The sequence below is a fragment of the Polaromonas potterensis genome, assembly GCF_033446725.1.
In the GTDB taxonomy this organism is placed as follows: Bacteria; Pseudomonadota; Gammaproteobacteria; order Burkholderiales; family Burkholderiaceae_C; genus Polaromonas.
Genome location: NZ_JAWQLX010000010.1, coordinates 1 through 21966 on the forward strand (window position 1 = coordinate 1; position 21966 = coordinate 21966).

Sequence of the window (21966 nt, forward strand, 5' to 3'; positions counted from 1 at the left end):
GTTTGCCGTGTGAGGTCAAGGTGCGCATCAAAACAGGGATGGATTTTGGCGGCACAAGCACCTATAGTGAGCTTCTGCTGGGCTTGGCGTAGCCAGCATTTTCTGTTCGGGTTGGTAGATGGCAAGCCGAAAAAGCAGGAGAACAACATGCATGCCCAAGACCCTTTGGACCTCATCATTGTGGGTGGCGGTATAGGCGGCGTGATCAGTCTTTACTACGCAAAAAAGGCGGGGCTGAAGGTGTTGCTGCTCGAAAAGCAGCCTACCGTGGGCGGGCTTTGGTCCCAACTACCTTCCTGGCAGGATATACAGATCAACCCTGTCGACTGGGCTTTGGGCGATATTCCCATCAGCGGGGCGCGGCAGGCCAGTATCGCCAGCCACATTCAGGCCTGGGTCGATAAATTTGATCTGGCTTCCTCGATGCGGCTGGATACGGCGGTGACGACGGCCAAGGAAACCCCCGATGGCTGGACGGTGACTACACCAGATCAGCGTTATTTTTCGAGATTTCTCATCGCCGCCACTGGAGGACACAATCGCGCCTTCACACCCCCGACCGAAAGAGTCAACCCATCGATTCAGGAATACCACTCCTCCACGCTGGAAGACCCCCATGTGCTCACTGGTAAAGATGTGCTGGTGGTCGGTGGTGGTGCTTCTGCCTATGACCTGCTGGATCTCTGCTTCGAACACCAGGCGCGCAAGGTGGTCTGGCTTTATCGCAGCCTGAAATGGATGCTCCCGACACGCAAACCCAAACATATCGCCGGCGACATCCGTGGACTGGCCAAGCAGCAGATGCTGGGTGTTTCCGTCGCGCAGATGAATCGGGACATCAACCTTGATCTGAAGGGGCGCTACGAAAAGTTTGGCCTTCAGGACATTCTTCCCGCAGGCGACTTTGATATCACCCGGGATCAGCTGATTCCTGGCCGCCGCGCCATGATTGAGAATTTCAGCAAGATCGCCAGGCAACGGGGCGAAATAGCGCAAATCGTTGATCGGACGGTTCTGCTCTCCTCGGGTGAGCGGATTGATGTCGACCTGATTCTTTGGGGCACTGGTTATGCGATGGATCTCGGCTATTTTGATTCCCCAGCCTTGGCGGCGATCACCCGGGTTGACGAATTGGCAGCGCGTTGTGGTTGCCTGTTTCGATCACTCGACGCACCGAATCTGTTTTTTCTGGCCGTGGGACTCGAAGCCACGGGCTCCGCGCCCTGGGCCTATGCCCACGCCGCCAGGACCATCATGTCGCATATCCATGGCAAGGCGCATCTCGACGAGGTGCCCGTGCCGGGAAAGATCAACCATTTCGAGTTAGCCAAATTCCTGGCCGTGCGTGACCCCGAGAATTACCCGCGAGAGACCTGGTTCGCCGCCTACAAAAACATGGCGCTGACGCATCCCGCCGAAGAACCGATGCCGATACCCTGAGCCCGTGGAGGCGCTGTCACCGCGCCAACAGGGGTTGCTCCAGAGGGGCCGTCGCCTGGCCGCTAAGGGCCGGATGCTTGCGCATCATCCAGCATTCCCTGGGCATCCTCGTTCAAGCCCGCCACCGGGGTCGCCTTGGCCAGCGCCACCCACACGCCAAAAGGCAAGGCCTGCCGCGAATGCCGCGGCGCGACACGCGCGACCACCAGGCGATGGTTGTCGACCACCATCACGCCGCATTCCGCCGGCACTTCGTCGGGTTCGGCAATACACCGGCCCTTGGCATCGCAGCCCAACACGTACCAGCACTCGCCGCCCAGGTCCAGGTAGGCCGCGCGTTTTTCGGGGCGGCGCAGGTCGCCCAGCAAATCGGAGCGGTGCACCTTGATCTCGTGCACGATGGGGTCCACATAAGCCGCCACCGAGGTGTTGCGGATTGAAAACACATCGGGCCGCGCGATACACCAGCGTGCCGGGCCGCCTTCGATGGCGGGCGGCAGCTGCGCCCGCAGACCCAAGCCCCGCCAGGTGATGCGGCCGGCACGCACCATCTCGCCGGCCAGGCGTTCCACCAGCGCCTCGTGGGCCGACAACGCCGAGCGGTTGCGCACCAAGGTGGCGGCCAGATAAGACACACCGGCATCGGTGACACGCAGGGTTTCGTGACCGCTGGGGCCAGAGACACGCTGCAGCATGCCCCAGGCCAGCAACTCAATCTCGACCAGATCCTGGCTGGGCCAGCCAGCGGAGCGGTAAATCTCGCGCAGGCGCCGGGCATGGGTGCGGCCCAGCGGCGCGGGCGGCGCGCCGGCTGTGTTGTTGCTGGGCGGTTTGGCGTCAGGGTTCAGCATCAGCAAGAGCTTAAAACAAGCCGGTTCATAAGGGAAAATAGGCATCTAGAGCAATAAGTACGGGCGTCATGCGCTATTGAATTGATAGCTTCATTTGCCGCCTTGTCGCGGCCAGCTGTTGCCCGGGGTGAGGTGGGGAATCAGCTCTTACGGGGATTTTTTCAGCGCGCCGCGCGGCTTTGCCGCCTCGACGTACTTGGTTGCAAATCCCTCCAGCACGTCAGAAAGAACTTGCCGTACAAAAGTTGCCGATAACGGCGCATGACCCATCAGCAAGCGAAAGAACAGCGCGCCATAGATCAGGTCTACGGCAAGGTCCAGATCCAGGTCGCTGCGAATATGCCCTTGCGCCACCGCTTGGGCCAGAAAATCCAGGCCTTCGGCTCGCCTCGTCATCACAAAATGATTGCGGAACGACTTTGACAGTTCGGTTCCGGCATCAGCTGTGGCAATCATCGTCGCCACGTTGCGGCCCATTTTTCCGGAAAACAGCTCACTGACTGCTTCGAGTTGGCTGCGCAGGGCCTGCAACGGAGCTTGCGCCTTGTTCGCGGGCAAAGAAGGATCTGATTGATCCATCAAGGCGGCCATGGCCACCGCGTGCCGGTCGGGCCACCACCGGTACAGCGTGGGTTTGCCAACGCCAGCGCGCGCTGCCACAGCCTCCATCGTGACTGCCGGCAGGCCTCCGTCTTCCAGTAGTTGTCTGGCGGCTTTGAGGATGGCCGCGTGAGCGTCCATGCTGCGCGGACGCCCGCGTTGACGCAAGGGCGAATCAGGGAGCTTGACAGTCATGGATATTTTCGTGACGATACGTTTCGTAATTAAATTCATTTTACCCAGGAAATTTTATGACCATGGACAAAAGCATTGAAACGACACCGGGCTTGATGCCTTATATCGTCGTGAAGGGGGCAGCCCAAGCCATCGCTTTTTTTGCCGACGCATTTGGCGCCGAAGAACTGTTCCGTCTCAGCGAGGGTTCCGGGAAAATCGGGCATGCAGAGCTGAAGATTGCCGGTTCAACGCTCATGCTGGCGGATGAATACCCAGATTTTGGCGCGCTGAGTCCAGCGGCCGTGGGCGGCACACCCGTGACCCTGCACTTGTATGTGGCTGATGTCGATGCAACTTTTGCGCGTGCCATTGCGCTGGGCGCCACAGAACTGCGCAAGGTTCAGGACCAGTTTTTTGGAGACCGCAGCGGCATGCTGTTGGACCCGTTCGGACACAAATGGACAGTCGCTACTCGCGTCGAGCAGGTATCGCCAGACGAGATGCAGCGTCGCTGGAACCAAGCCATGGAGGCTGGCGAAACAGCCTAGCCCCCTCGACAGCGGAAGGACCCTCATTTTGAGTAGTCTTGTTTGAACGGGTTGCGCCGCTCCAGTTCTTCCATGTAGCCGGCGATCCCTTCGCCTTCACGTTCCAGAAAGCGCTCCACCGCATCGGCAAAAGCCGGGTGCGCCAGCCAATGGGCGCTGGTGGTTTTCACGGGCAGCAGGGCGCGCGCCATTTTGTGTTCGCCTTGAGCACCACCTTCAAAGCGCTGGTAGCCGTGCTGGATGCACCACTGCAGCGGCTGGTAATAACAGGCTTCAAAGTGCAGGCAATCCACCCGCTCGAGTGCGCCCCAATAACGGCCGTAGGCGATTTTGCTGGGGTTTTTAGCATCAAATTGGCCTGCAGCCCTTGGCGAACGCAGCGAAGGGCCGCCCCGAGCAAGTTCAGCCCCTTCGGGGGGCAGCGAACCACACGCAGTGGGGAGCGTGGGGGCCATTGTTCTTGCGCTGACAGCTATCAAACTCGTAGCGATGGGGGTGCCGTCACGCTCTGCCACAAACAGCAGCCAGTTCTCCGGCATGTCGTCCTGCATACGCTGGAAGAAGTCGCGGCTCAGGTAAGGTGCGTTGCCGTGTTCGTAATAGGTGCGCTCGTAACAGCGGTAGAAAAAGTCCCAGTCGGCCGTCGAGATGTCCTGGCCCAGCGACCAGCGGAAGCTGACACCGGCGTCACTGACCTTGCGTCGCTCCTGGCGGATTTTTTTACGTTTTTCCTGGCTCAGGGACATCAGGAAGTCGTCGAAGTCGCGATAGCCGGAAGGCGGGCCAGTCCAGTGGAACTGTATGTTGTGGCGCAGCATCAAACCCGCCGCCTCACACGCGGCCACATCCTCATCGCTGGCAAACAGCAGGTGCAGCGAGGACAACTTTTCATCGCTGCACCAGGCCACCAGGGCCTTGACCAGCAAGGTGCGGGTTTCGGCGTCCCGCGCCAGCAGGCGGGCGCCGGGCACGGGCGTGAAGGGCGGTGCGACCAGGGCCTTGGGGTAGTAGGGCAGGCCGTGCTGGTGGTAGGCGTTGGCCCAGGCGTGGTCGAAGACGTATTCGCCGTAGGAGTGGTCTTTCAGGTACAGCGCGCAGGCCGCGACCATCTCGTCGCCTTGCGAGAGGATGACAAAACGCGCGGTCCAGCCGGTTTTTGGCGTGGCGCTGCCGCTTTCCAGCATGGCGCTCAGGTACTCGTGGCGCATGAAGGGGTTGAGCCCGCTGGCCGGGTCTTGCGCGGCGAGCAGGGTATTCCAGGCGGCGGCATCGACCTGGCGCGGCGAATCCAGCACGCGGATGACATAATCGTTTGCGTTGTTTTTCACGTGTTTTTCAGGGTTCAATTTCACTCATGTCACTCAAAATCTGTGTTGCCCAATTGAACTACTGCGTCGGCGACATGCCGGGCAACGCGCAAAAAATCATAGACGCCGCCCACACGGCTTATGCCGACGGCGTGCGGCTGCTGCTGACGCCCGAGCTGGCGATTTGCGGCTACGCGGCCGAAGACCTGTTTCTGCGCCGCTCGTTTATTCAAGCCTGTGATGATGCCGTGAATCGGGTGGCCAGTGAGCTGGCCGGGTTAAAAGGGCTGACCGTGGTGGTGGGCACGCCCACCCACGGCGACAACGGCAAGGGCTTGCGTACCAAAAGTGTGGAAGTGCAGCAGCGGCACAACGCGGCCAAGGTCTTGCGCGAGGGACACATCATCGAAACCTATGCCAAACGCGAGTTGCCCAATTACCAGGTGTTTGACGAGCGACGTTATTTCACGCCGGGTCAGGGCACGTGTGTGTTTCAGGCCGGTGAAGGCGAAGACAGCATCAGCGTCGGGCTGCTGATCTGCGAAGACGCCTGGTTTGAAGAGCCGGCGCGGCTGGCCAAAGAGGCCGGCGCCGAGCTGCTGGCCGTCATCAACGCCTCGCCTTTCCATGTGGGCAAAGGCGGCGAGCGTGAACTGATGATGCGTGAGCGTGTGTTGGCCACCGGCTTGCCCATGGTTTATGCGCACCTGGTCGGCGGCCAGGATGAAATCGTTTTTGAAGGCCACTCGTTTGCCCTGCAGGCCGACGGCACCTTGGCCGGCCGGGCCGAAAGTTTCAAGGAAAATCTGTTTGCTGTCCAGGCGCAGCGGGCGCAAGCAGCTATTAAATTGGTAGCGACTGTGGTGCCCGAGCGCAGCGCCGAGGCCGATTTGTGGGACGCGCTGGTGCTGGGTGTGCGTGACTACCTGGGCAAAAATGGCTTTCCGGGCGCAATTCTGGGTTTGTCGGGCGGTATTGATTCAGCGCTGGTGCTGGCGATTGCCGTCGATGCGCTGGGCGCCGACAAGGTGCGCACGGTGATGATGCCTTCGCCCTACACGGCCGACATCTCCTGGATAGACGCACGTGAGATGGCCGAACGCATGAAAGTGCGTTACGACGAGTTGTCCATCGTGCCGGAGTTTGAGGCCTTCAAGGCCTCGCTGGCCGGCGAGTTCAAGGGCCTGAAGGAAGACACGACCGAGGAAAACATCCAGGCGCGGATACGCGGCGTGTTCTTGATGGCGCTGTCCAACAAGTTCGGCGCCATCGTGCTGACCACCGGCAACAAGAGTGAAATGGCGACCGGTTATTGCACCTTGTACGGCGACATGGCGGGCGGTTTTGCGGTGATCAAGGACTTGCTGAAAACCACGGTGTTCAAGCTGGCGCGCTGGCGCAATGACAACGACCCCTACGGCACGGGCAGCAACCCGATTCCGGAGCGCATCATCACGCGTCCGCCCAGCGCCGAGTTGCGCGCCGACCAGACCGACCAGGACAGCCTGCCGCCTTACGAGGTGCTGGACGCGATTTTGCAGCGTTACATGGAAAACGACGAAAGTATTGAAAGTATTCTGGCCGCCGGTTTTGACGCGGCCGTGGTCGAGCGTGTGACCCGTCTGATCAAGATCAACGAATACAAACGCCGCCAGGCCCCGATAGGCATACGGGTGACCCACCGCAGCTTCGGCAAGGATTGGCGCTATCCTGTGACCAGCAAGTTCAGAGCCTGACCTGATTAACTAAGAGACAATCCGACTATGAAACAAATTACCGCTGTCCTCAAACCTTTCAAGCTCGAAGAAGTCCGTGAAGCCCTGGCCGAATGCGGCGTGACCGGCCTGACGGTCACCGAAGTCAAGGGTTTTGGCCGCCAGAAAGGCCATACCGAGCTGTATCGCGGCGCCGAATACGTGGTCGACTTTCTGCCCAAGGTCAAGGTTGAAGTGGTGGTGAAGTCCGACGACGTGGACCGTTGCGTGGAAGCCATCGTGCGTGCTGCCCGCACCGGCAAGATTGGCGACGGCAAGATTTTCATCACCAGCGTTGAACGTGTGGTGCGTATCCGGACCGGGGAAGAGGACGAATCTGCTGTTTAGGCCCCCCACGGTCGCTCACTTCGTGTAGCTCCCTGCCCCCCTGGGGGGCCGCTGCGCCTGCGGTCTGGCTAAGCCAGTCCCGCGGCCCCGGCTTGTAAAGAGATAGCCCCCATGGGACCTGAAGCGAGTGCCTTAAATCTGGTCGAGCCGCAGTCCCTCGGGCGCCATGCCCGCCGCCTGCACCAGTTGCTGCAGCAAGTCGGTTGGCTCGCTGGCGACACAAATCAGTTCCATCTGCCAGTCGCTCATGAAGCCGCTTTTGACCGACGAATTCAGGAACGTCAGCAGTTCGGTGTAATAACCGCCCAGATTGAGCAGGCCCACCGGTTTGGCGTGATAACCGAGCTGGCGCCAGGTCCAGACCTCGAAAAATTCTTCCAGTGTGCCTATGCCGCCCGGCAGCGACAAAAAAGCATCGGCATGTTCGGCCATCAGGCGTTTACGCTCATGCATGGTGTCCACGATGTGCAGTTCTGTGCAGCCGGTGTGGGCCCATTCCTTTTCCACCAGCGCTTTCGGGATCACGCCGATCACCCGGCCGCCCGCCGCCAGCGTGGCGTCGGCGACGAGGCCCATCAGGCCGTTGCGGCCGCCGCCATAGACCAGTTGCCCGCCGTGCTCGCCTATCCAGCGGCCGACCTGGCGTGCGGTTTCAGCAAAAACGGGGTCCACGCCCGGGCGTGAGCCGCAATAAACGCAGAGGGAAAAAGCGGGCTTCATGTCGTGAAAAACCTTTGAAACAGGGCCGTGGCCCAAATGCCGGCGCACAGCAGCAAGCTGAGTAAAACGGCCGCGCTGCCCATGTCTTTGGCGCGTTTGGACAGGTCGTGCCATTCGGGGCCAATGCGGTCAATCGCCGTTTCTATGCCGGTGTTGAGCAGTTCGATGATCATCACCAGGACCACTGCGCCGGCCAGCAACACGGTTTCCACCCAGGTACGACCGAGCCAGACCGACACCGGCAGCAGGATCAGGCTGGCCAAAGCTTCCTGGCGAAAGGCGGTCTCGTGCCAGCCCGCGCGCAGGCCCGCCAGCGAGTAGCCGAGCGCATGCCAGACGCGGTTCAGGCCTTTACGGTTTTTTTGGGGGTTGACGGGGTCAGCGCTGGGCGCGGTAGCCGCTGGGTGGCTCTGACCTGCGGTCGAGGAAACTTGTTCGGACATGGGCCGATTGTCGTGCGGCTTTGTGGCAGTTGGATGCGAAGGTTTCATGGCCGGCCGGTATTTTCAGGCCGCTTTGGCCGGTGTGCCCAGGGGCAGGCTGGAAACCAGCCGGGTGCCGGCCAGCGCATCGTGCCAGAACTGCCGGTCAGGGTGAAAGCGCGACAAAATCGCCCAGATCGCCACCCAGCCGAGGATCAGCACCGCGGCTTCCTGGCCTGGCACGCCGAAGATCCAACTGATCGCCAAGGGCGGCAAAAACCATAGCCAACTCAGTGCATAACGCAGCAGCGCACGTTTTTGGCTGATGGCCGCGCCCTGGGTGTCCACCACGCGGATATTCCATGTTTTCATCGCCAGGGTCTGGCCTTTGGCCCAGAACCAGACGAAATAAATGCCAAAAATCACAAAAAGAAAGGCTTGCAAGGCATGGCGGTTGTCCAGCGCATTACGCGTCTGGCTCAGTGTGCCAAACAGGTAACCGGCGATAAAAACCACGCCGAACATCAGCAAGCCCTCGTAAAGCCAGCAAGCCATGCGCCTGCGCAAGGACGGGGTGGGGGCGCGGTCAGCGGAATTGACTATCAATTTTGTAGCGTTCAAATGAGAGGGGAGAAGGGCTACAGTGCAAATTGATCAGCATCCGGCCGGTACCCCGGCGTGGCTGGCAGGCCGGTGAAGGCTAGTGCGGCTGAGCCGGTGTGACACCCGGCGCGGCGGCAGCGGCCGGCGCCGTGCCCGGCGGGCTGTCAATTGACTGCGAAACCGCAATTTTAGGCGCTGCCGGGACCTTGGGTTTGTCAGTGGCCGAAGGAATGGTGGCCAGCTTCTGCCGCGCGACCGGTTTGAGGGCGGGCGCAGCACCTAGGGGTTTGGCCGGCGCCTTGGCGGCGAGTTTGTGCTTTTCGTCGTCACTGAGCGACTGATAGGCTTCCCATTTAGCCTTTTTTTCTTCAGGCGTCAGCTCTTTGGAGAGTTCTTTGGTTTTTGCAAAATTCAGCCTGGCCTGGGTCCGCTGTTGTGAACTCAAGGCCCCCCATTCCTGCATGCGGCCCTGCATTTTGGCCTGCTCATCGGTGGGCAGGGCCGGGTAGCTTTTGGCCATTTGCAGCCACTTGCGTTTGTGGGTCTGGCTCAGCGAGGCCCAATTGGGTGCCAGCGGTTTGAGAATGTCGCGTTGTGCCGGGCTCAACTCGGCCCAGCCCGGACCGGCGGAGGCCTGGGCCACAACGGTTTTGGCCGGAACGGCGGGTGCTGCTGCAGCCTTGGGGGCTGTCGGCTGGGCGCTGGCGCCGGTCGAGACCGCCAGCGCAAGAAGCAGCACCCAAGACGGCGCCAACAGGTCAAGCATGTGCTTGTCGGAGGGGCAGGTCGGTCGCACGGTCATGGGCTCAGTTTTTCTTTTCAGTGACGGGCAAGGCGGGTTTACAGCGTGGCTTTGAGAAATTGCACAAAACCGGGGTCCGAGTAAGCGTCCGGTGGCAAATCATCGGTCAGCAGGGCTGAATCGACCTCGGCCAGTTCCCGGACCACGTTGTCCGACTGCAGGGAGTTGATGGTCAGCAGGCCTGCGACCAGGGCGATCAGCGGCAGTACCGAACCAATCCGGCGCCACAGGCCAAAACCTTCGTCCGAACCCCAGGTCAGTGTTGATCCCGTGCTGCTGCTGGCCGCAACGGGCGCGGTCTGGATCTTGGCGATCTTGCGCACGGCCACGGCCTGGGCGCGTGCGGCGCGCAGGCGCTCCGAAATATCGTAAGGCAGGTCTGCCGCACCCGCTGACAGGTAGGAGGCGGTTTTCAGGCCGTAGCGGTCTTGCAGGATGTCGGTGCGGTTTTGTTGCGAGTTATTCATAGTTTTATTCCCCTGGCGGCCAAAGCTTTACTGAGCGCATGGACGGCTCTCGAACAATGCGTTTTCACGCTGCCTTCGGAGCAACCCATGGCCGCAGCGGTCTCAGCAACGTCCATTTCCTCCCAGTAACGCATGAGAAAGGCTTCTCGTTGACGGCCGGGCAATTCCTTGATCTCGGCTTCAATTTCTTTCAGGATTTGAGCCCGTTCGGTCGCGTCCTGGGCGCTCTCCGTACCTTCAGAGCTGGTTGAGGCCTCTAAAGTTTCAAGCAAATCGAAATCTCCGTCGTCCCCGGCGGATTCGAAGTCACTCATGTTGGAAAACAGCGCGTTGCGCGTCTTGCGCCGGCGAAACCAGTCCAGCGTGGTGTTGGACAGGATGCGCTGGAACAACATGGGCAGTTCGGCCGCGGGTTTGTCGCCATAGTGCTGGGCCAGCTTCATCATGCTGTCCTGAACGATATCGAGCGCGGCCTCGTCGTCTCGCACGTGGTAAACGCTGCGCTTGAAGGCGCGTTTTTCAACGCTTTTCAGGAAGTCGGAAAGTTCTTGTTCGGTTGCCAACGGTTTGAGTTCCGGTTTGTCCCAGCACGGTCATTGCTTTGCATTCTTGCCAGGCGCTTTGTTAGCGTCCCGGGCCCGACAGGCCCTGCTACCGGAGATGGTCACAAGCTGGAAAATTATCGCATCAAGGGCCGTTCAAGCTGGATTTTTTTGGAGTTTTTGAAAATTGAAGGTCGGTGGGTGTCTTATAATGTTCATTGCAATTCAAACAGCAAACGGGTCATGGCTCGGCGGATTATGTTTTCGCTCATGGTTTTGGCCTCAAGTCTCAACACCGCTTCACAAGAGTGGGTGAAGAGGCACCCAAGGTATTTCGTTAGAGAAATTCACAAAGGTTCATCATGGAAATCACAAAAGCCGAAATGACGTCGGCAGCAGCGGCAGCCTCTGCCAATTCCAATTCGCAAGAACTCCGGGGCGCTGAAATCCTCGTGAAGGCTCTGCAGGCCGAAGGTGTCAAGCACATCTGGGGTTACCCAGGCGGCGCCGTTCTGCACATCTACGACGCTTTTTACAAGCAAGATTCGATTCAACACATCCTGGTGCGCCATGAGCAGGCTGCCGTGCACGCGGCCGACGGCTATGCCCGCGCCACCGGTGATGTTGGCGTGGCGCTGGTCACTTCCGGTCCCGGCGTGACCAATGCGATCACCGGTATTGCCACGGCCTACATGGACAGCATCCCGATGGTGATCATCACGGGGCAAGTGCCGGTTGCGGCCATCGGCCTTGATGCCTTTCAGGAATGCGATACCGTGGGCATCACCCGTCCTATCGTCAAGCACAACTTCCTGGTCAAGGATGTGCGCGACATGGCGGAGACCCTGAAAAAAGCTTTTCACATTGCCCGTACCGGACGTCCCGGCCCGGTCGTGGTCGACATTCCCAAGGACGTGTCCTTCAACAAAACGCTCTACACCGGTTACCCGCAGACGGTTGAAATGCGCTCTTACAACCCGGTGCGCAAAGGCCACGGCGGACAAATTCGCAAGGCGCTGCAACTGTTGTTGACGGCCAAGCGGCCTTATATCTACACCGGCGGCGGTGTGTTGCTGAGCAACGCCTCGCAAGAATTGCGCACGCTGGTGGATATGTTGGGTTACCCCTGCACCAACACCTTGATGGGTCTGGGCGCTTACCCGGCCAGCGATAAAAAATTCCTCGGCATGCTGGGTATGCACGGCACGCTCGAAGCCAACAATGCGATGCAGAACTGCGACGTGTTGCTGGCCGTCGGCGCCCGTTTTGACGATCGTGTGATCGGCAACCCGAAACACTTTGCGCAAAACGAACGCAAGATCATCCATATTGACATCGACCCGTCCAGCATTTCCAAACGTGTCAAGGTCGACGTCCCCATCGTCGGCGACGTCAAAGACGTGTTGCTTGAGCTGATTGCCATGATCAAGGAGTCCGGCCTCAAGCCTGACGCCAACGCCCTGGGCGGCTGGTGGGACACCATTGAAGCCTGGCGCAAGCGCGACTGCATGAAATACAGCCTGGGCACGGGCGACGTGATCAAACCGCAATACGTGGTCGAGACACTCTGGAACATGACCAAGGACGCCGATACCTACATCACGTCCGACGTCGGCCAGCACCAGATGTGGGCGGCGCAGTATTACAAATTTGACGAACCGCGCCGCTGGATCAATTCGGGCGGCCTGGGCACCATGGGTGTGGGTATTCCTTATGCCATGGGCATCAAGCTGGCCAAACCCGAGAGCGAGGTTTTCTGCATCACCGGTGAAGGTTCGGTGCAGATGAACATCCAGGAGCTGTCCACCTGCCTGCAGTACAACACGCCGATCAAGATATGTTCGTTGAACAACCGTTACCTGGGCATGGTGCGCCAATGGCAGGAAATTGACTACGAAGGCCGTTATAGCAGCAGCTATATGGACGCCTTGCCCAACTTCGTGAAGCTGGCCGAAGCCTACGGCCATGTCGGCATGTTGATAGAAAAGCCACAGGATGTGGAGCCCGCGCTGCGTGAAGCACGCAAGCTGAAAGATCGCACGGTGTTTATGGACTTCCGTACCGATCCGACTGAAAACGTGTTCCCCATGGTCAAGGCCGGCAAAGGCATCACTGAAATGCTGCTCGGGTCTGAAGACCTCTGAGTCGCGCTTTCCCCATTCATTCACCGTCACCTGACGAATCTATTGTCTGCCGAGCCTGCGCATTACCGTGCGCAGGGGAGGGCAGCGAAAAGAGGAATCTTCTTATGAAACACATCATTGCAGTTTTGCTGGAAAACGAGCCGGGCGCTCTTTCCCGCGTGGTTGGCCTGTTCTCGGCCCGTGGCTACAACATCGAGAGCCTGACCGTTGCACCTACCGAAGACGCGAGTTTGTCGCGCATGACCATCCAGACCACCGGTTCCGACGACGTGATCGAGCAGATCACCAAACATCTGAACCGCCTGATCGAGGTCGTCAAGGTGGTGGATCTGACCGAAGGCTCGTACACCGAACGTGAGTTGATGATGGTCAAGGTTCGTGCTGTCGGCAAGGAGCGCGAGGAGATGAAACGCATGGCTGATATATTTCGCGGTCGGATCATTGACGTGACGGAAAAGAGTTACACGATTGAGTTGACCGGTGATCAGACCAAAAACGACGCGTTTCTGGAGGCGATTGACCGCAGTGCGATTCTGGAAACAGTGCGCACCGGCGCCAGCGGCATAGGCCGTGGTGAGAGAATTCTCAGAGTTTGATTTCAGCTGTCCGTGCGCGCGTTTCGACAGGCTCAACGCGAACGGATTTTGGAGTGGCGATATGCGTTGACCGTTCGCCCTGAGCCTGTCGAAGGGCATTTTCGCCAATACTTATTCCGAAAGAGAAAAATGAAAGTTTTTTACGACAAAGACTGCGACCTGAGCCTGATCAAGGGCAAAACCGTCGCCATCATCGGTTACGGCAGCCAGGGTCATGCCCATGCGCAAAACTTGAACGACAGCGGCGTCAAGGTCGTGGTCGGTCTGCGTAAAGGCGGCGCTTCGTGGCCCAAGGTTGAAAAAGCCGGCCTCAAGGTGGCTGAAGTGGCTGATGCGGTCAAGGCAGCTGACGTTGTGATGATTCTGTTGCCTGACGAGCAAATCGGCTCGGTTTACAAAAACGACGTGGCCCCCAATATCAAGCAGGGTGCCTCGCTGGTGTTTGCTCACGGCTTCAACGTGCATTACGGTGCCGTGATCCCGCGCGCTGACCTCGACGTCTGGATGGTCGCGCCGAAAGCCCCTGGCCACACGGTTCGCAACACCTACACCCAGGGTGGCGGCGTGCCCCACCTGGTCGCTGTGCACCAGGACAAGAGCGGCAAGGCCCGCGATCTGGCCCTGAGCTATGCCATGGCCAACGGTGGCGGCAAGGCCGGCATCATCGAAACCAACTTCCGCGAAGAAACCGAAACCGACTTGTTCGGCGAGCAGGCTGTTCTGTGCGGCGGTACGGTTGAACTGATCAAGGCTGGTTTCGAGACGCTGGTGGAAGCCGGTTACGCCCCTGAAATGGCGTACTTCGAGTGCCTGCACGAGCTCAAGCTGATCGTCGACCTGATTTATGAAGGCGGCATCGCCAACATGAACTACTCGATCTCGAATAACGCTGAATACGGCGAATACGTGACCGGCCCGAACATCGTGACCTCGGCCACGAAAGAAGCCATGCGCAAGTGCCTGAAGGACATCCAGACCGGCGAATACGCGAAGAGCTTCCTGCTGGAAAATCATGCTGGCGCGCCGACACTGATCAGCCGCCGCCGCCTGAATGCCGAGCACCAGATCGAAGTCGTGGGCAAAAAGCTCCGCGCCATGATGCCTTGGATCGCCAAGAACAAGCTGGTTGACCAAACCCGCAACTGATGAATCGGCTGGGCCTTATCAGGCCCAGACTGGCTCAGCTTTCAAGCCGCGCAAAACACTTGCGCGGCTTTTTCGTTTGCGGCACTTTCGTTTGGTATCCTCTGTTTATGACTCAATCACTATCTGCGCGCCATGACCTCCAGGCGAATGCGGCTGTTCGGCGTGCCTTCTGCGCCTGCCAAGCAGCAATCGAGGGAATTTTTTATGCATGACGGCGAGAACTCACAGGTAGACGTTGACGACGCCGTGCCGCGCAAGCGGCGCAAGGGTATTTACATACTGCCCAACCTGTTCACGCTGGCTGCGCTGTTTGGCGGTTTTTACGCCATTGTGATGGCTATGAATGGACGCTTTGATCAAGCGGCCATTGGTGTGTTTTGTGCCATGGTGCTGGACAGCCTGGATGGCCGTGTGGCGCGTATGACCAACACCCAGAGTGCGTTTGGCGAGCAGATGGACTCCTTGTCCGACATGGTCTCGTTTGGTGCTGCGCCAGCGTTGATTGCCTATGTGTGGGCCTTGACCAGCTTGGGCCGTTGGGGTTGGGTTGCGGCATTTGTGTACTGTGCCTGCGCCGCGCTCAGGTTGGCTCGCTTCAACGTCAACACGGCGGTTGTCGACAAACGCTTCTTCCAAGGATTGCCTTCGCCGGCGGCGGCGGCGCTGGTGGCGGGGTTTATCTGGCTGATGGCGGAAGCGGGCGTGCAGGGTGAAGACGTACGCTGGTTCATGTTTGCCTTGACCCTGTATTCGGGCTTGACCATGGTGACCAACGTGCCTTTTTACAGCTTCAAGGACCTCAGCATCAAACGCAGCGTTCCGTTTGTCGTGATCGTGCTGATTGCCTTGGGCATCGCTGTGATCAATATTGACCCGCCGACCGTGATTTTCGGCCTGTTCATCATTTATGGCTTTTCCGGTTATGCGTTGTATGCGTGGCGCAAAGCCAAGGGCCTGCAGACCAGCCTGATCTCGACCTCGACCGATGAGCCCGACGAGCGGGGACTTCACTAGTCAAGCAGTCGGTTCCAGGCGCCATGTCCTCGGCGTCGCGAACCCGCAAAATTTTGTGATACATTGCCAGACATGAAACGAATTTCGCTAGCACTACTGCTATCTGCCAACGGGCGGAGACGGTAGCGCGCACGCGTACACCCAATTCAACGGCCCGTTTGCACCAGCAACGGGCCGTTTTTCTTTGGGTTGCTGGGTTTGAACTTTCACAATCGACGAGATCCACATGTTGAAACAACCTGCCAGCAAGTACCCCGCCTTCAAACCGATTGCTCTGCGTGACCGCAGCTGGCCCGATGCCGTGCTGACCCAGGCGCCGATCTGGCTGAGCACGGATCTGCGGGATGGCAACCAGGCGCTGATCGAGCCCATGGACCTGGCGCGTAAACACCGCATGTTCCAGACGCTGGTGAAAATCGGGTTCAAGGAAATCGAGGTCGGTTTCCCATCGGCCTCCCAGGTGGAATTTGACTTTGTGCGTCAACTGATCGAAGGCAATCTGATCCCCGACGATGTGCGTATCCAAGTTCTCACGCATGCCCGTGAGCCCCTGATTGAACGTACCTTCGAATCGCTCAAAGGCGCACGCAAAGCCATCATGCACATGGTGAATCCGATTGCACCCATCATGCGGCGGGTGGTGCTGGGCTTGAGCGAAGATGGCATCATCGAGCTGGTGCAGCGCAACGCCAGGTTGTTTAGCGCACTTGCGGCGACGCAGCCTGAAACCGAGTGGACCTTCGAATATTCACCCGAGATGTTTTCGGACACCGAACTGGCCTTCTCCAAACGCGTGGTCGATGCGGTCACCGAAGTTTGGCAGAGCAGTCCCGAGAACAAGTGCATCATCAATTTGCCGACAACCGTCGAGCACTCCACGCCGAATATTTTCGCGGACATGATCGAGTGGATGCACCGTCATATCGAACGGCGCGATGGGGTGATTCTTTCCGTGCATCCCCACAATGACCGCGGCACCGGGACGGCTGCTGCGGAACTGGCCTTGATGGCCGGCGCCGACCGTGTAGAAGGTTGTTTGTTTGGCAATGGCGAGCGTACCGGCAACCTCGACCTGGTCAATGTTGCACTCAACCTTTACACCCAGGGCGTTCACCCAGGCCTTGATTTTTCAGACATCGACGATATTCGCCGCACGGTGGAGCACTGCAACCAGTTGCCGGTGCATCCGCGCCACCCTTATGCGGGTGACTTGGTCTACACCTCGTTTTCTGGTTCGCACCAGGATGCCATCAAAAAAGCCTTCGCCGCACGCAAGGACGGCGATGTCTGGGACATGCCTTATTTGCCGATCGACCCCAAGGACTTGGGCCGCAGCTATGAAGCTGTGATTCGTGTTAATAGCCAGTCGGGCAAAGGCGGGATTTCCTACCTGCTTGAAAGTGAATACGGACTGGAGTTGCCGCGCCGTCTGCAAATTGAATTCAGCCAGGTGGTCCAGGGGGTGATGGACGCCACCGGCAAGGAGCTGACAGCCCAGGATTTGTGGACCTTGTTTGACCATGAGTACGGCGTTCAAAGTGTTGTGGCACCCCGGCATCAGGTCGAGGAAGAAGCGGGTAGCCAGGTGGTGCAGATGCATGCCGACGTGACGTTTCAAGGGCAATCTTTCACCGTGGACGGGCAGGGCACCGGCCCCATCGATGCCTTCGTCAATGGCTTGAACGAGGCCACGGGCCACACCATTCGTGTGCTGGACTACCACGAACATGCGGTGGGCTCGGGCGCCGATGCACAGGCGGTGGCCTATCTGGAGTTGCGTGTGAATGAAAGCCAGACGCTGTTTGGCGTGGGCCGGGATGCGAATATCGTGTCGGCTTCGCTGAAAGCGGTCATTTCCGGACTGCAGCGCGCAAAAATTACAATGTCACCCAAGCAAATTAGCGGCACAGCCGCCTGAGCGGCAAAAGATCAACAGGAGAACCCCATGACTGACAAACTGATTATTTTTGACACCACCTTACGCGATGGCGAGCAGTCGCCTGGCGCTTCCATGACACGTGATGAAAAGTTGCGGATTGCGCGCCAGCTGGAACGCCTGAAGGTGGATGTGATTGAAGCCGGTTTTGCTGCCAGCTCCAACGGGGACTTTGAAGCCGTGCAGGCAATTGCCAACACCATCAGGGACGCCACCATTTGTTCGCTTTCGCGCGCCAATGACCGGGATATTTCCCGCGCTGCCGAAGCCCTCAAAGGGGCGGCCAATGCCCGCATTCATACCTTCATCGCGACCAGTGCGCTGCACATGGAGAAAAAGCTGCGTATGAGCCCGGAGCAGGTGCTGGAGCAGGCCAAGCTTTCAGTGCGTTTTGCGCGCAATCTCGTGGCCGATGTCGAGTTCAGCCCGGAAGACGGTTATCGCAGCGACGTGGACTTTTTGTGCCGTGTGATCGAGGCCGTGATCGCCGAAGGTGCGACCACCATCAACGTACCTGACACAGTCGGTTATGCCGTTCCCGAGTTGTATGGCAATTTCATCAAAACCTTGCGTGAACGGGTGCCCAACAGCGACAAGGCCATCTGGTCGGTGCATTGCCACAACGACCTGGGCATGGCGGTGGCCAATTCGCTGGCCGGCGTGAAAATCGGCGGCGCGCGCCAGGTTGAGTGCACGATCAACGGCCTGGGTGAGCGCGCCGGCAACTGCTCGCTGGAAGAAATCGTCATGGCCGTGAAAACGCGCAGGGACTATTTCGGCCTGGACATGAACATCGACCCGATACACATCGTGGCGGCCAGCCGCATGGTCAGCCAGACCACCGGTTTTGTGGTGCAGCCGAACAAGGCCGTGGTCGGCGCCAATGCGTTTGCCCATGCGTCCGGCATTCACCAGGACGGTATGTTGAAGGCGCGCGAAACCTATGAAATCATGCGCGCCGAAGACGTGGGCTGGAGCTCCAACAAGATGGTGCTGGGCAAGCTCAGCGGCCGCAATGCGTTCAAGCAGCGCCTGCAAGATCTCGGCATCCAGATGGACAGCGAAGCCGATACCAATGCCGCCTTTGCGCGTTTCAAGGAGCTGGCCGACGGCAAGAGCGAAATTTTCGACGAAGACATCCTGGCCCTGGTCAGCGAGGAAAGCCAGACCCACGAAAAGGAGCAATACGGCTTTGTCTCCTTGTCCCAGCACAGCGAAACCGGCGAGCGCCCGCAGGCCACCGTCGTGTTCACCGTGGACGGCAAGGAGGTGCGCGGTCAATCCGACGGCAATGGCCCGGTGGATGCGTCGCTCAAAGCCATCGAAACCCATGTCAAAAGTGGTGCCGAGATGGTGCTTTATTCCGTGAATGCGATCAGCGGCTCCACCGAAAGTCAGGGTGAGGTCACGGTACGGCTGCAAAACAGTGGCCGTGTCGTCAACGGGGTGGGCGCCGACCCGGATATCGTGGTCGCGTCGGCCAAAGCTTATTTGAGTGCGCTGAGCAAGTTACAAAATAAAGCTGACCGAGTGGCAGCCCAGGGCTGAAGGTGGCTGGCGTCAAAAAATCCCTTTAAATTCAACAATTTAGGTATTTTTTGGCGGCCAGAAGAGCGAAATTAGCCCAAAAGACGCGCAACTTCATTGTTGCGTTTAGGAAAGTTACGCAAACGATTGATATTGCGTGACTTTTTCTATTTGGATACACTCCAGCATCGCACTAATCGCAACTGGAGGCGACCCCCATGTTCAACAAGCTGAATCTGATTTTCAAACGAAGTTTACAAGTCGTTGGATTTCTTACGTTTTCGGCCGCGTTGAGCTTGAATTCGCCTGCGGCGGAGGCCGCGCCTGCCAAACGCCAGGTGGTCAAAAAGGTCCATGCCGCCAAAGTCGTATCGAAAAAAGTGGTTTCCAGCCGCAAGAGCGCTCGTTTTGTGGCCAAGTCCCGGCGCAAGTCGGAGATTGTCGCCATCGTGCCGGCCAAACCTTCGTTCGGGCAAATTGCTGGTTTGCACAATGCGCAGGATGCACTTGACTTGAAATCCAGCGTGGCGCTGGTGATTGACCAGGACACACAGGAAGTGCTGTTCAGCAAAAACGACCACGCCGTGTTGCCGATTGCTTCCTTGACCAAGTTGATGACGGGTGTGATTGTCAGCAATGCCCACCTGCCGATGGACGATGTCATCACCATCACGCAGGACGATGTGGATACTGAAAAAGGCAGCAGCTCACGTCTGCGCGTAGGCACCAGCCTGACGCGTGGCGAATTGCTGCACTTGGCGCTGATGTCCAGCGAAAACCGCGCAGCGCACGCGCTTGGCCGCACCTATCCGGGTGGCCTGCCCACGTTTGTGAGTCTGATGAATGCCAAGGCCAAAATGCTGGGCATGAAGGACACGCGTTACGTCGAGCCTACGGGCTTGTCCAGCCAGAACCAGTCCAGCGCGCAAGATCTGGCGACGCTGGTCAATGCCGCGCATGCCGATCCGGTGTTGCGTGAGTTGTCCACGTCGACTGGCTACCAGGTGGCCGTGGGCCGGCACACGCTGCAGTACAACAACACCAACCGCCTGGTCAAAAACCCGGACTGGGACATTGGCCTGCAAAAAACCGGCTACATCTCCGAAGCCGGCCAGTGCCTGGTCATGCAGACCAAGATTGCCGGCCGCAAGTTGATCATGGTGTTTCTGGATTCGGCTGGCAAGTTAAGCCGCCTGGGTGACGCCGAGCGTGTGCGTCGTTGGGTTGAGTCACAACCGATCAGCGCAACGCCCAAAGTCAGCGCCGTGGCCCGGCCGGCCGCCGGCTGAGGACTGTCTGCGCGGGCGGCTTCCTGCCGCCATTCATCACTATGTTATTGATAGCTGCTTGCGCATATGCAGCAAGGGCTAGAGCCCGTTTTTACTTAAAACTTCCGGATTTGTAGCCGAGCGCTGCCGAAATTTCGTGCGCAGTGGCTTCCAGCTTGGGCAGCCAGCTTTCGTCCAGCCGGTCGGCTGGCGCTGAAATCGACAAGCCTGCCACCAGCTTGCTTTGATCGTCGTAAATGCCGGCGGCCATGCAGCGCACACCCAGTTCCAACTCTTCGTTATCACGGGCGATACCGTATTGGCGGGCTTTCGCGAGTTCGCGCTCGAGCACCGCCAGTTGGGTGATGCTGTTGCGGGTGTGGCCTGGCAGCCCGGTACGCGTGGCGTAGGTGCGCAGGCGCTGGGGATCGTCAAAAGCCAGGAAAAGTTTGCCCACCGAGGTCAGGTGCAAGGGCGCACGTCCGCCAATCGCCCGCACCACCTGCATGCCGGAACGTTCGCTGTAGGCGCGTTCGACGTAAATGATTTCATCGCCCTGGCGCATGCTCAGGTTGACGGGTTGCTGGGTCAGCTTGTGCAGCTCGCGCATCGGGATCAGGGCGGCATCACGCACGCTCAAACGCGCTTTCACCAGGTTGCCGAGTTCCAGCAGGCGCATGCCCAGCCGGTAACTGCCGGCCACGGGTCGATCCACAAAACGGCCGGTGGCCAGGTCATTAAGGATGCGGTGTGCGGTGGACGGATGCAGGCCGGATTTTTCGCTGATCTCCTTGAGCGACACCGCTTCTTCGCGGGTTGCCAGGATTTCCAGCAGGGAGAACATACGTTCGATCACCTGTACCGTTGGTTTGGCGGGTGGGCTGAGGGGATCGAGCTTTCTCATAGGCAGGTTTTGCACAAATTTTACCCTGTGAAATCGCTTTGGGTGAGGGATTGTTTTTTGTGCGGCTGTTTCCGTGCGTCCGTGCTTAGGCGGCCGTTGCTGGATCGGGATTGTCGGCGGCGATCCATTGCCCATCGATCAGCACCTCGTTCGGTGCAAACCTGGCCTTGTAATTCATCTTCGGGCTTTCGGCGATCCAGTAACCCAGGTAGACATAAGGCAGGTCCAGCCGCTTGGCCTGTTCAATCTGCCAGAGCACGCTGTAGTTGCCATAACTGGCCTGCGCATCGGGTTCGTAAAAGGTATACACCGCTGAGACACCGTCCTCCAGCACATCGAGGATAGAGACCATTTTCAGCGCACCAGCTTCGCCGTTGGGCAGGGTGTCGCGGAACTCCACCAGGCGTGAATTGACACGGCTTTGCAGCAGGAATTGCGTGTACTGGTCGATGCTGTCATGGTCCATGCCGCCGCCGGCGTGGCGGCCGTTCTGGTAACGCAGGTAAAGCTGGTAATGCTCGGGCATGAAACACAGCTTGAGCACGCGGGCCTGCAGCGACTGGTGGCGCTTCCAGGCGCGGCGCTGGCTGCGGTCCGGCTGGAAGGTGTGAACGGGAACCCGCAAAGGCACACAGGCCTGGCAGCCGTCGCAGTAAGGGCGGTAAGTGAACATGCCGCTGCGGCGAAAGCCGTTGGTCACCAGCTCTGAATACGCCGCGTTGTGGATCAGGTGGCTGGGGGTGGCGACCTGCGAGCGCGCCTGCCTGCCAGGCAGGTAGCTGCAAGGATAAGGTGCCGTTGCATAAAACTGCAGCGTCTGGAGGGGCAGGTCTTTGAGGTGCGTCACGTC

The 21966-nt window shown here is 59.0% G+C and carries 22 protein-coding genes; 11 read left to right on the top strand and 11 right to left on the bottom strand.

Features of this window, described 5'->3' with window-relative positions; all coding sequences use genetic code 11:
- Positions 1-147 precede the first annotated feature (147 nt).
- Positions 148-1440 carry an NAD(P)-binding domain-containing protein gene (locus tag R6254_RS17070; protein ID WP_318408575.1) on the top strand — a complete coding sequence of 431 codons (1293 nt, stop codon included), beginning with the start codon at positions 148-150 and terminating at the stop codon, positions 1438-1440.
- A gap of 62 nt (positions 1441-1502) precedes the next feature.
- Here R6254_RS17070 and R6254_RS17075 read toward each other — a convergent pair whose 3' ends face one another.
- The gene (locus R6254_RS17075) at positions 1503-2291 is read right to left on the bottom strand and encodes a hypothetical protein (protein ID WP_318408577.1); all 789 of its coding nucleotides are present in this window, start codon (positions 2289-2291) and stop codon (positions 1503-1505) included.
- 147 nt (positions 2292-2438) lie between these two features.
- Positions 2439-3086 (bottom strand): TetR/AcrR family transcriptional regulator, encoded by a 648-nt coding sequence (locus R6254_RS17080; RefSeq protein WP_318408578.1) that lies wholly within the window; start codon positions 3084-3086, stop codon positions 2439-2441.
- Positions 3087-3142: 56 nt separating this feature from the next.
- Between R6254_RS17080 and R6254_RS17085 the strand changes: the two genes are divergently transcribed.
- Positions 3143-3616 carry a VOC family protein gene (locus R6254_RS17085; protein ID WP_318408579.1) on the top strand — a complete coding sequence of 158 codons (474 nt, stop codon included), beginning with the start codon at positions 3143-3145 and terminating at the stop codon, positions 3614-3616.
- A 23-nt stretch (positions 3617-3639) separates the two neighbouring features.
- On the opposite strand, the gene R6254_RS17090 is transcribed toward R6254_RS17085, so the two are convergent.
- A complete protein-coding gene (locus tag R6254_RS17090) occupies positions 3640-4944 on the bottom strand; it encodes a GNAT family N-acetyltransferase (protein WP_318408581.1) in 1305 nt (434 codons plus the stop codon).
- Between the two features lie 26 nt (positions 4945-4970).
- Here R6254_RS17090 and R6254_RS17095 point away from each other — a divergent pair, with 26 nt between their 5' ends.
- Together R6254_RS17095 and R6254_RS17100 are read left to right on the top strand one after the other, a co-directional pair.
- Positions 4971-6659, top strand: a complete 1689-nt coding sequence (locus tag R6254_RS17095) for an NAD+ synthase (protein ID WP_318408583.1) — start codon at positions 4971-4973, stop codon at positions 6657-6659.
- 27 nt (positions 6660-6686) lie between these two features.
- On the top strand, positions 6687-7025 hold the full coding sequence (locus R6254_RS17100; protein WP_318408584.1) for a P-II family nitrogen regulator: 339 nt from the start codon (positions 6687-6689) through the stop codon (positions 7023-7025).
- A 132-nt stretch (positions 7026-7157) separates the two neighbouring features.
- Here the strand turns inward: R6254_RS17100 and R6254_RS17105 are convergent, their stop codons facing one another.
- The 6 genes from R6254_RS17105 to R6254_RS17130 form a co-directional block, all read right to left on the bottom strand.
- Positions 7158-7745, bottom strand: coding sequence for an LOG family protein (locus R6254_RS17105; protein ID WP_318408586.1), 588 nt, complete (start codon positions 7743-7745; stop codon positions 7158-7160).
- Positions 7742-8188 carry a diacylglycerol kinase gene (locus R6254_RS17110; protein WP_318408588.1) on the bottom strand — a complete coding sequence of 149 codons (447 nt, stop codon included), beginning with the start codon at positions 8186-8188 and terminating at the stop codon, positions 7742-7744. The genes R6254_RS17105 and R6254_RS17110 overlap by 4 nt, the downstream gene beginning before the upstream one ends.
- A gap of 63 nt (positions 8189-8251) precedes the next feature.
- Positions 8252-8734 carry an RDD family protein gene (locus R6254_RS17115; RefSeq protein WP_318408912.1) on the bottom strand — a complete coding sequence of 161 codons (483 nt, stop codon included), beginning with the start codon at positions 8732-8734 and terminating at the stop codon, positions 8252-8254.
- 133 nt (positions 8735-8867) lie between these two features.
- The gene (locus R6254_RS17120) at positions 8868-9536 is read right to left on the bottom strand and encodes a DUF3106 domain-containing protein (RefSeq protein WP_318408589.1); all 669 of its coding nucleotides are present in this window, start codon (positions 9534-9536) and stop codon (positions 8868-8870) included.
- A gap of 74 nt (positions 9537-9610) precedes the next feature.
- A complete protein-coding gene (locus R6254_RS17125; RefSeq protein WP_318408590.1) occupies positions 9611-10039 on the bottom strand; it encodes a DUF3619 family protein in 429 nt (142 codons plus the stop codon).
- A complete protein-coding gene (locus R6254_RS17130) occupies positions 10036-10602 on the bottom strand; it encodes an RNA polymerase sigma factor (RefSeq protein ID WP_318408591.1) in 567 nt (188 codons plus the stop codon). The genes R6254_RS17125 and R6254_RS17130 overlap by 4 nt, the downstream gene beginning before the upstream one ends.
- A gap of 341 nt (positions 10603-10943) precedes the next feature.
- Here R6254_RS17130 and R6254_RS17135 point away from each other — a divergent pair, with 341 nt between their 5' ends.
- The 7 genes from R6254_RS17135 (at position 10944) to pbpG (ending at position 20233) form a co-directional block, all read left to right on the top strand.
- Positions 10944-12725, top strand: coding sequence for an acetolactate synthase 3 catalytic subunit (locus R6254_RS17135; protein WP_318408593.1), 1782 nt, complete (start codon positions 10944-10946; stop codon positions 12723-12725).
- Between the two features lie 104 nt (positions 12726-12829).
- Positions 12830-13321: an acetolactate synthase small subunit gene (gene ilvN, locus R6254_RS17140; RefSeq protein WP_318408595.1), complete on the top strand. Its 492-nt coding sequence runs from the start codon at positions 12830-12832 to the stop codon at positions 13319-13321.
- A 129-nt stretch (positions 13322-13450) separates the two neighbouring features.
- On the top strand, positions 13451-14467 hold the full coding sequence (gene ilvC, locus R6254_RS17145; RefSeq protein WP_318408597.1) for a ketol-acid reductoisomerase: 1017 nt from the start codon (positions 13451-13453) through the stop codon (positions 14465-14467).
- A 204-nt stretch (positions 14468-14671) separates the two neighbouring features.
- Complete coding sequence (gene pssA, locus R6254_RS17150) at positions 14672-15481, top strand: CDP-diacylglycerol--serine O-phosphatidyltransferase (protein WP_318408914.1); 810 nt, start codon at positions 14672-14674, stop codon at positions 15479-15481.
- 226 nt (positions 15482-15707) lie between these two features.
- On the top strand, positions 15708-17399 hold the full coding sequence (gene leuA / locus R6254_RS17155; RefSeq protein ID WP_318408598.1) for a 2-isopropylmalate synthase: 1692 nt from the start codon (positions 15708-15710) through the stop codon (positions 17397-17399).
- Positions 17400-17426: 27 nt separating this feature from the next.
- Positions 17427-18965 (top strand): 2-isopropylmalate synthase, encoded by a 1539-nt coding sequence (locus tag R6254_RS17160; protein ID WP_318408600.1) that lies wholly within the window; start codon positions 17427-17429, stop codon positions 18963-18965.
- A gap of 197 nt (positions 18966-19162) precedes the next feature.
- Positions 19163-20233, top strand: a complete 1071-nt coding sequence (gene pbpG / locus R6254_RS17165; RefSeq protein WP_318408602.1) for a D-alanyl-D-alanine endopeptidase — start codon at positions 19163-19165, stop codon at positions 20231-20233.
- Positions 20234-20324: 91 nt separating this feature from the next.
- On the opposite strand, the gene R6254_RS17170 is transcribed toward pbpG, so the two are convergent.
- Both R6254_RS17170 and R6254_RS17175 read right to left on the bottom strand, forming a co-directional pair.
- Positions 20325-21116: an IclR family transcriptional regulator gene (locus R6254_RS17170; RefSeq protein WP_318408603.1), complete on the bottom strand. Its 792-nt coding sequence runs from the start codon at positions 21114-21116 to the stop codon at positions 20325-20327.
- Between the two features lie 85 nt (positions 21117-21201).
- The gene (locus R6254_RS17175) at positions 21202-21963 is read right to left on the bottom strand and encodes an arginyltransferase (protein ID WP_318408604.1); all 762 of its coding nucleotides are present in this window, start codon (positions 21961-21963) and stop codon (positions 21202-21204) included.
- Between the last annotated feature and the right edge of the window lie 3 nt (positions 21964-21966).

Excerpts from the sequence above, each read along its gene's own strand:
- R6254_RS17070 (WP_318408575.1), top strand. The coding sequence starts at position 148 with ATGCATGCCCAAGACCCTTTGGACCTCATCATTGTGGGTGGCGGTATA.
- R6254_RS17075 (WP_318408577.1), bottom strand. The coding sequence starts at position 2,291 with ATGCTGAACCCTGACGCCAAACCGCCCAGCAACAACACAGCCGGCGCG.
- R6254_RS17080 (WP_318408578.1), bottom strand. The coding sequence starts at position 3,086 with ATGACTGTCAAGCTCCCTGATTCGCCCTTGCGTCAACGCGGGCGTCCG.
- R6254_RS17085 (WP_318408579.1), top strand. The coding sequence starts at position 3,143 with ATGACCATGGACAAAAGCATTGAAACGACACCGGGCTTGATGCCTTAT.
- R6254_RS17095 (WP_318408583.1), top strand. The coding sequence starts at position 4,971 with ATGTCACTCAAAATCTGTGTTGCCCAATTGAACTACTGCGTCGGCGAC.
- R6254_RS17100 (WP_318408584.1), top strand. The coding sequence starts at position 6,687 with ATGAAACAAATTACCGCTGTCCTCAAACCTTTCAAGCTCGAAGAAGTC.
- R6254_RS17105 (WP_318408586.1), bottom strand. The coding sequence starts at position 7,745 with ATGAAGCCCGCTTTTTCCCTCTGCGTTTATTGCGGCTCACGCCCGGGC.
- R6254_RS17110 (WP_318408588.1), bottom strand. The coding sequence starts at position 8,188 with ATGTCCGAACAAGTTTCCTCGACCGCAGGTCAGAGCCACCCAGCGGCT.
- R6254_RS17120 (WP_318408589.1), bottom strand. The coding sequence starts at position 9,536 with ATGCTTGACCTGTTGGCGCCGTCTTGGGTGCTGCTTCTTGCGCTGGCG.
- R6254_RS17125 (WP_318408590.1), bottom strand. The coding sequence starts at position 10,039 with ATGAATAACTCGCAACAAAACCGCACCGACATCCTGCAAGACCGCTAC.
- R6254_RS17135 (WP_318408593.1), top strand. The coding sequence starts at position 10,944 with ATGGAAATCACAAAAGCCGAAATGACGTCGGCAGCAGCGGCAGCCTCT.
- ilvN (WP_318408595.1), top strand. The coding sequence starts at position 12,830 with ATGAAACACATCATTGCAGTTTTGCTGGAAAACGAGCCGGGCGCTCTT.
- ilvC (WP_318408597.1), top strand. The coding sequence starts at position 13,451 with ATGAAAGTTTTTTACGACAAAGACTGCGACCTGAGCCTGATCAAGGGC.
- pssA (WP_318408914.1), top strand. The coding sequence starts at position 14,672 with ATGCATGACGGCGAGAACTCACAGGTAGACGTTGACGACGCCGTGCCG.
- leuA (WP_318408598.1), top strand. The coding sequence starts at position 15,708 with ATGTTGAAACAACCTGCCAGCAAGTACCCCGCCTTCAAACCGATTGCT.
- R6254_RS17160 (WP_318408600.1), top strand. The coding sequence starts at position 17,427 with ATGACTGACAAACTGATTATTTTTGACACCACCTTACGCGATGGCGAG.
- pbpG (WP_318408602.1), top strand. The coding sequence starts at position 19,163 with ATGTTCAACAAGCTGAATCTGATTTTCAAACGAAGTTTACAAGTCGTT.
- R6254_RS17170 (WP_318408603.1), bottom strand. The coding sequence starts at position 21,116 with ATGAGAAAGCTCGATCCCCTCAGCCCACCCGCCAAACCAACGGTACAG.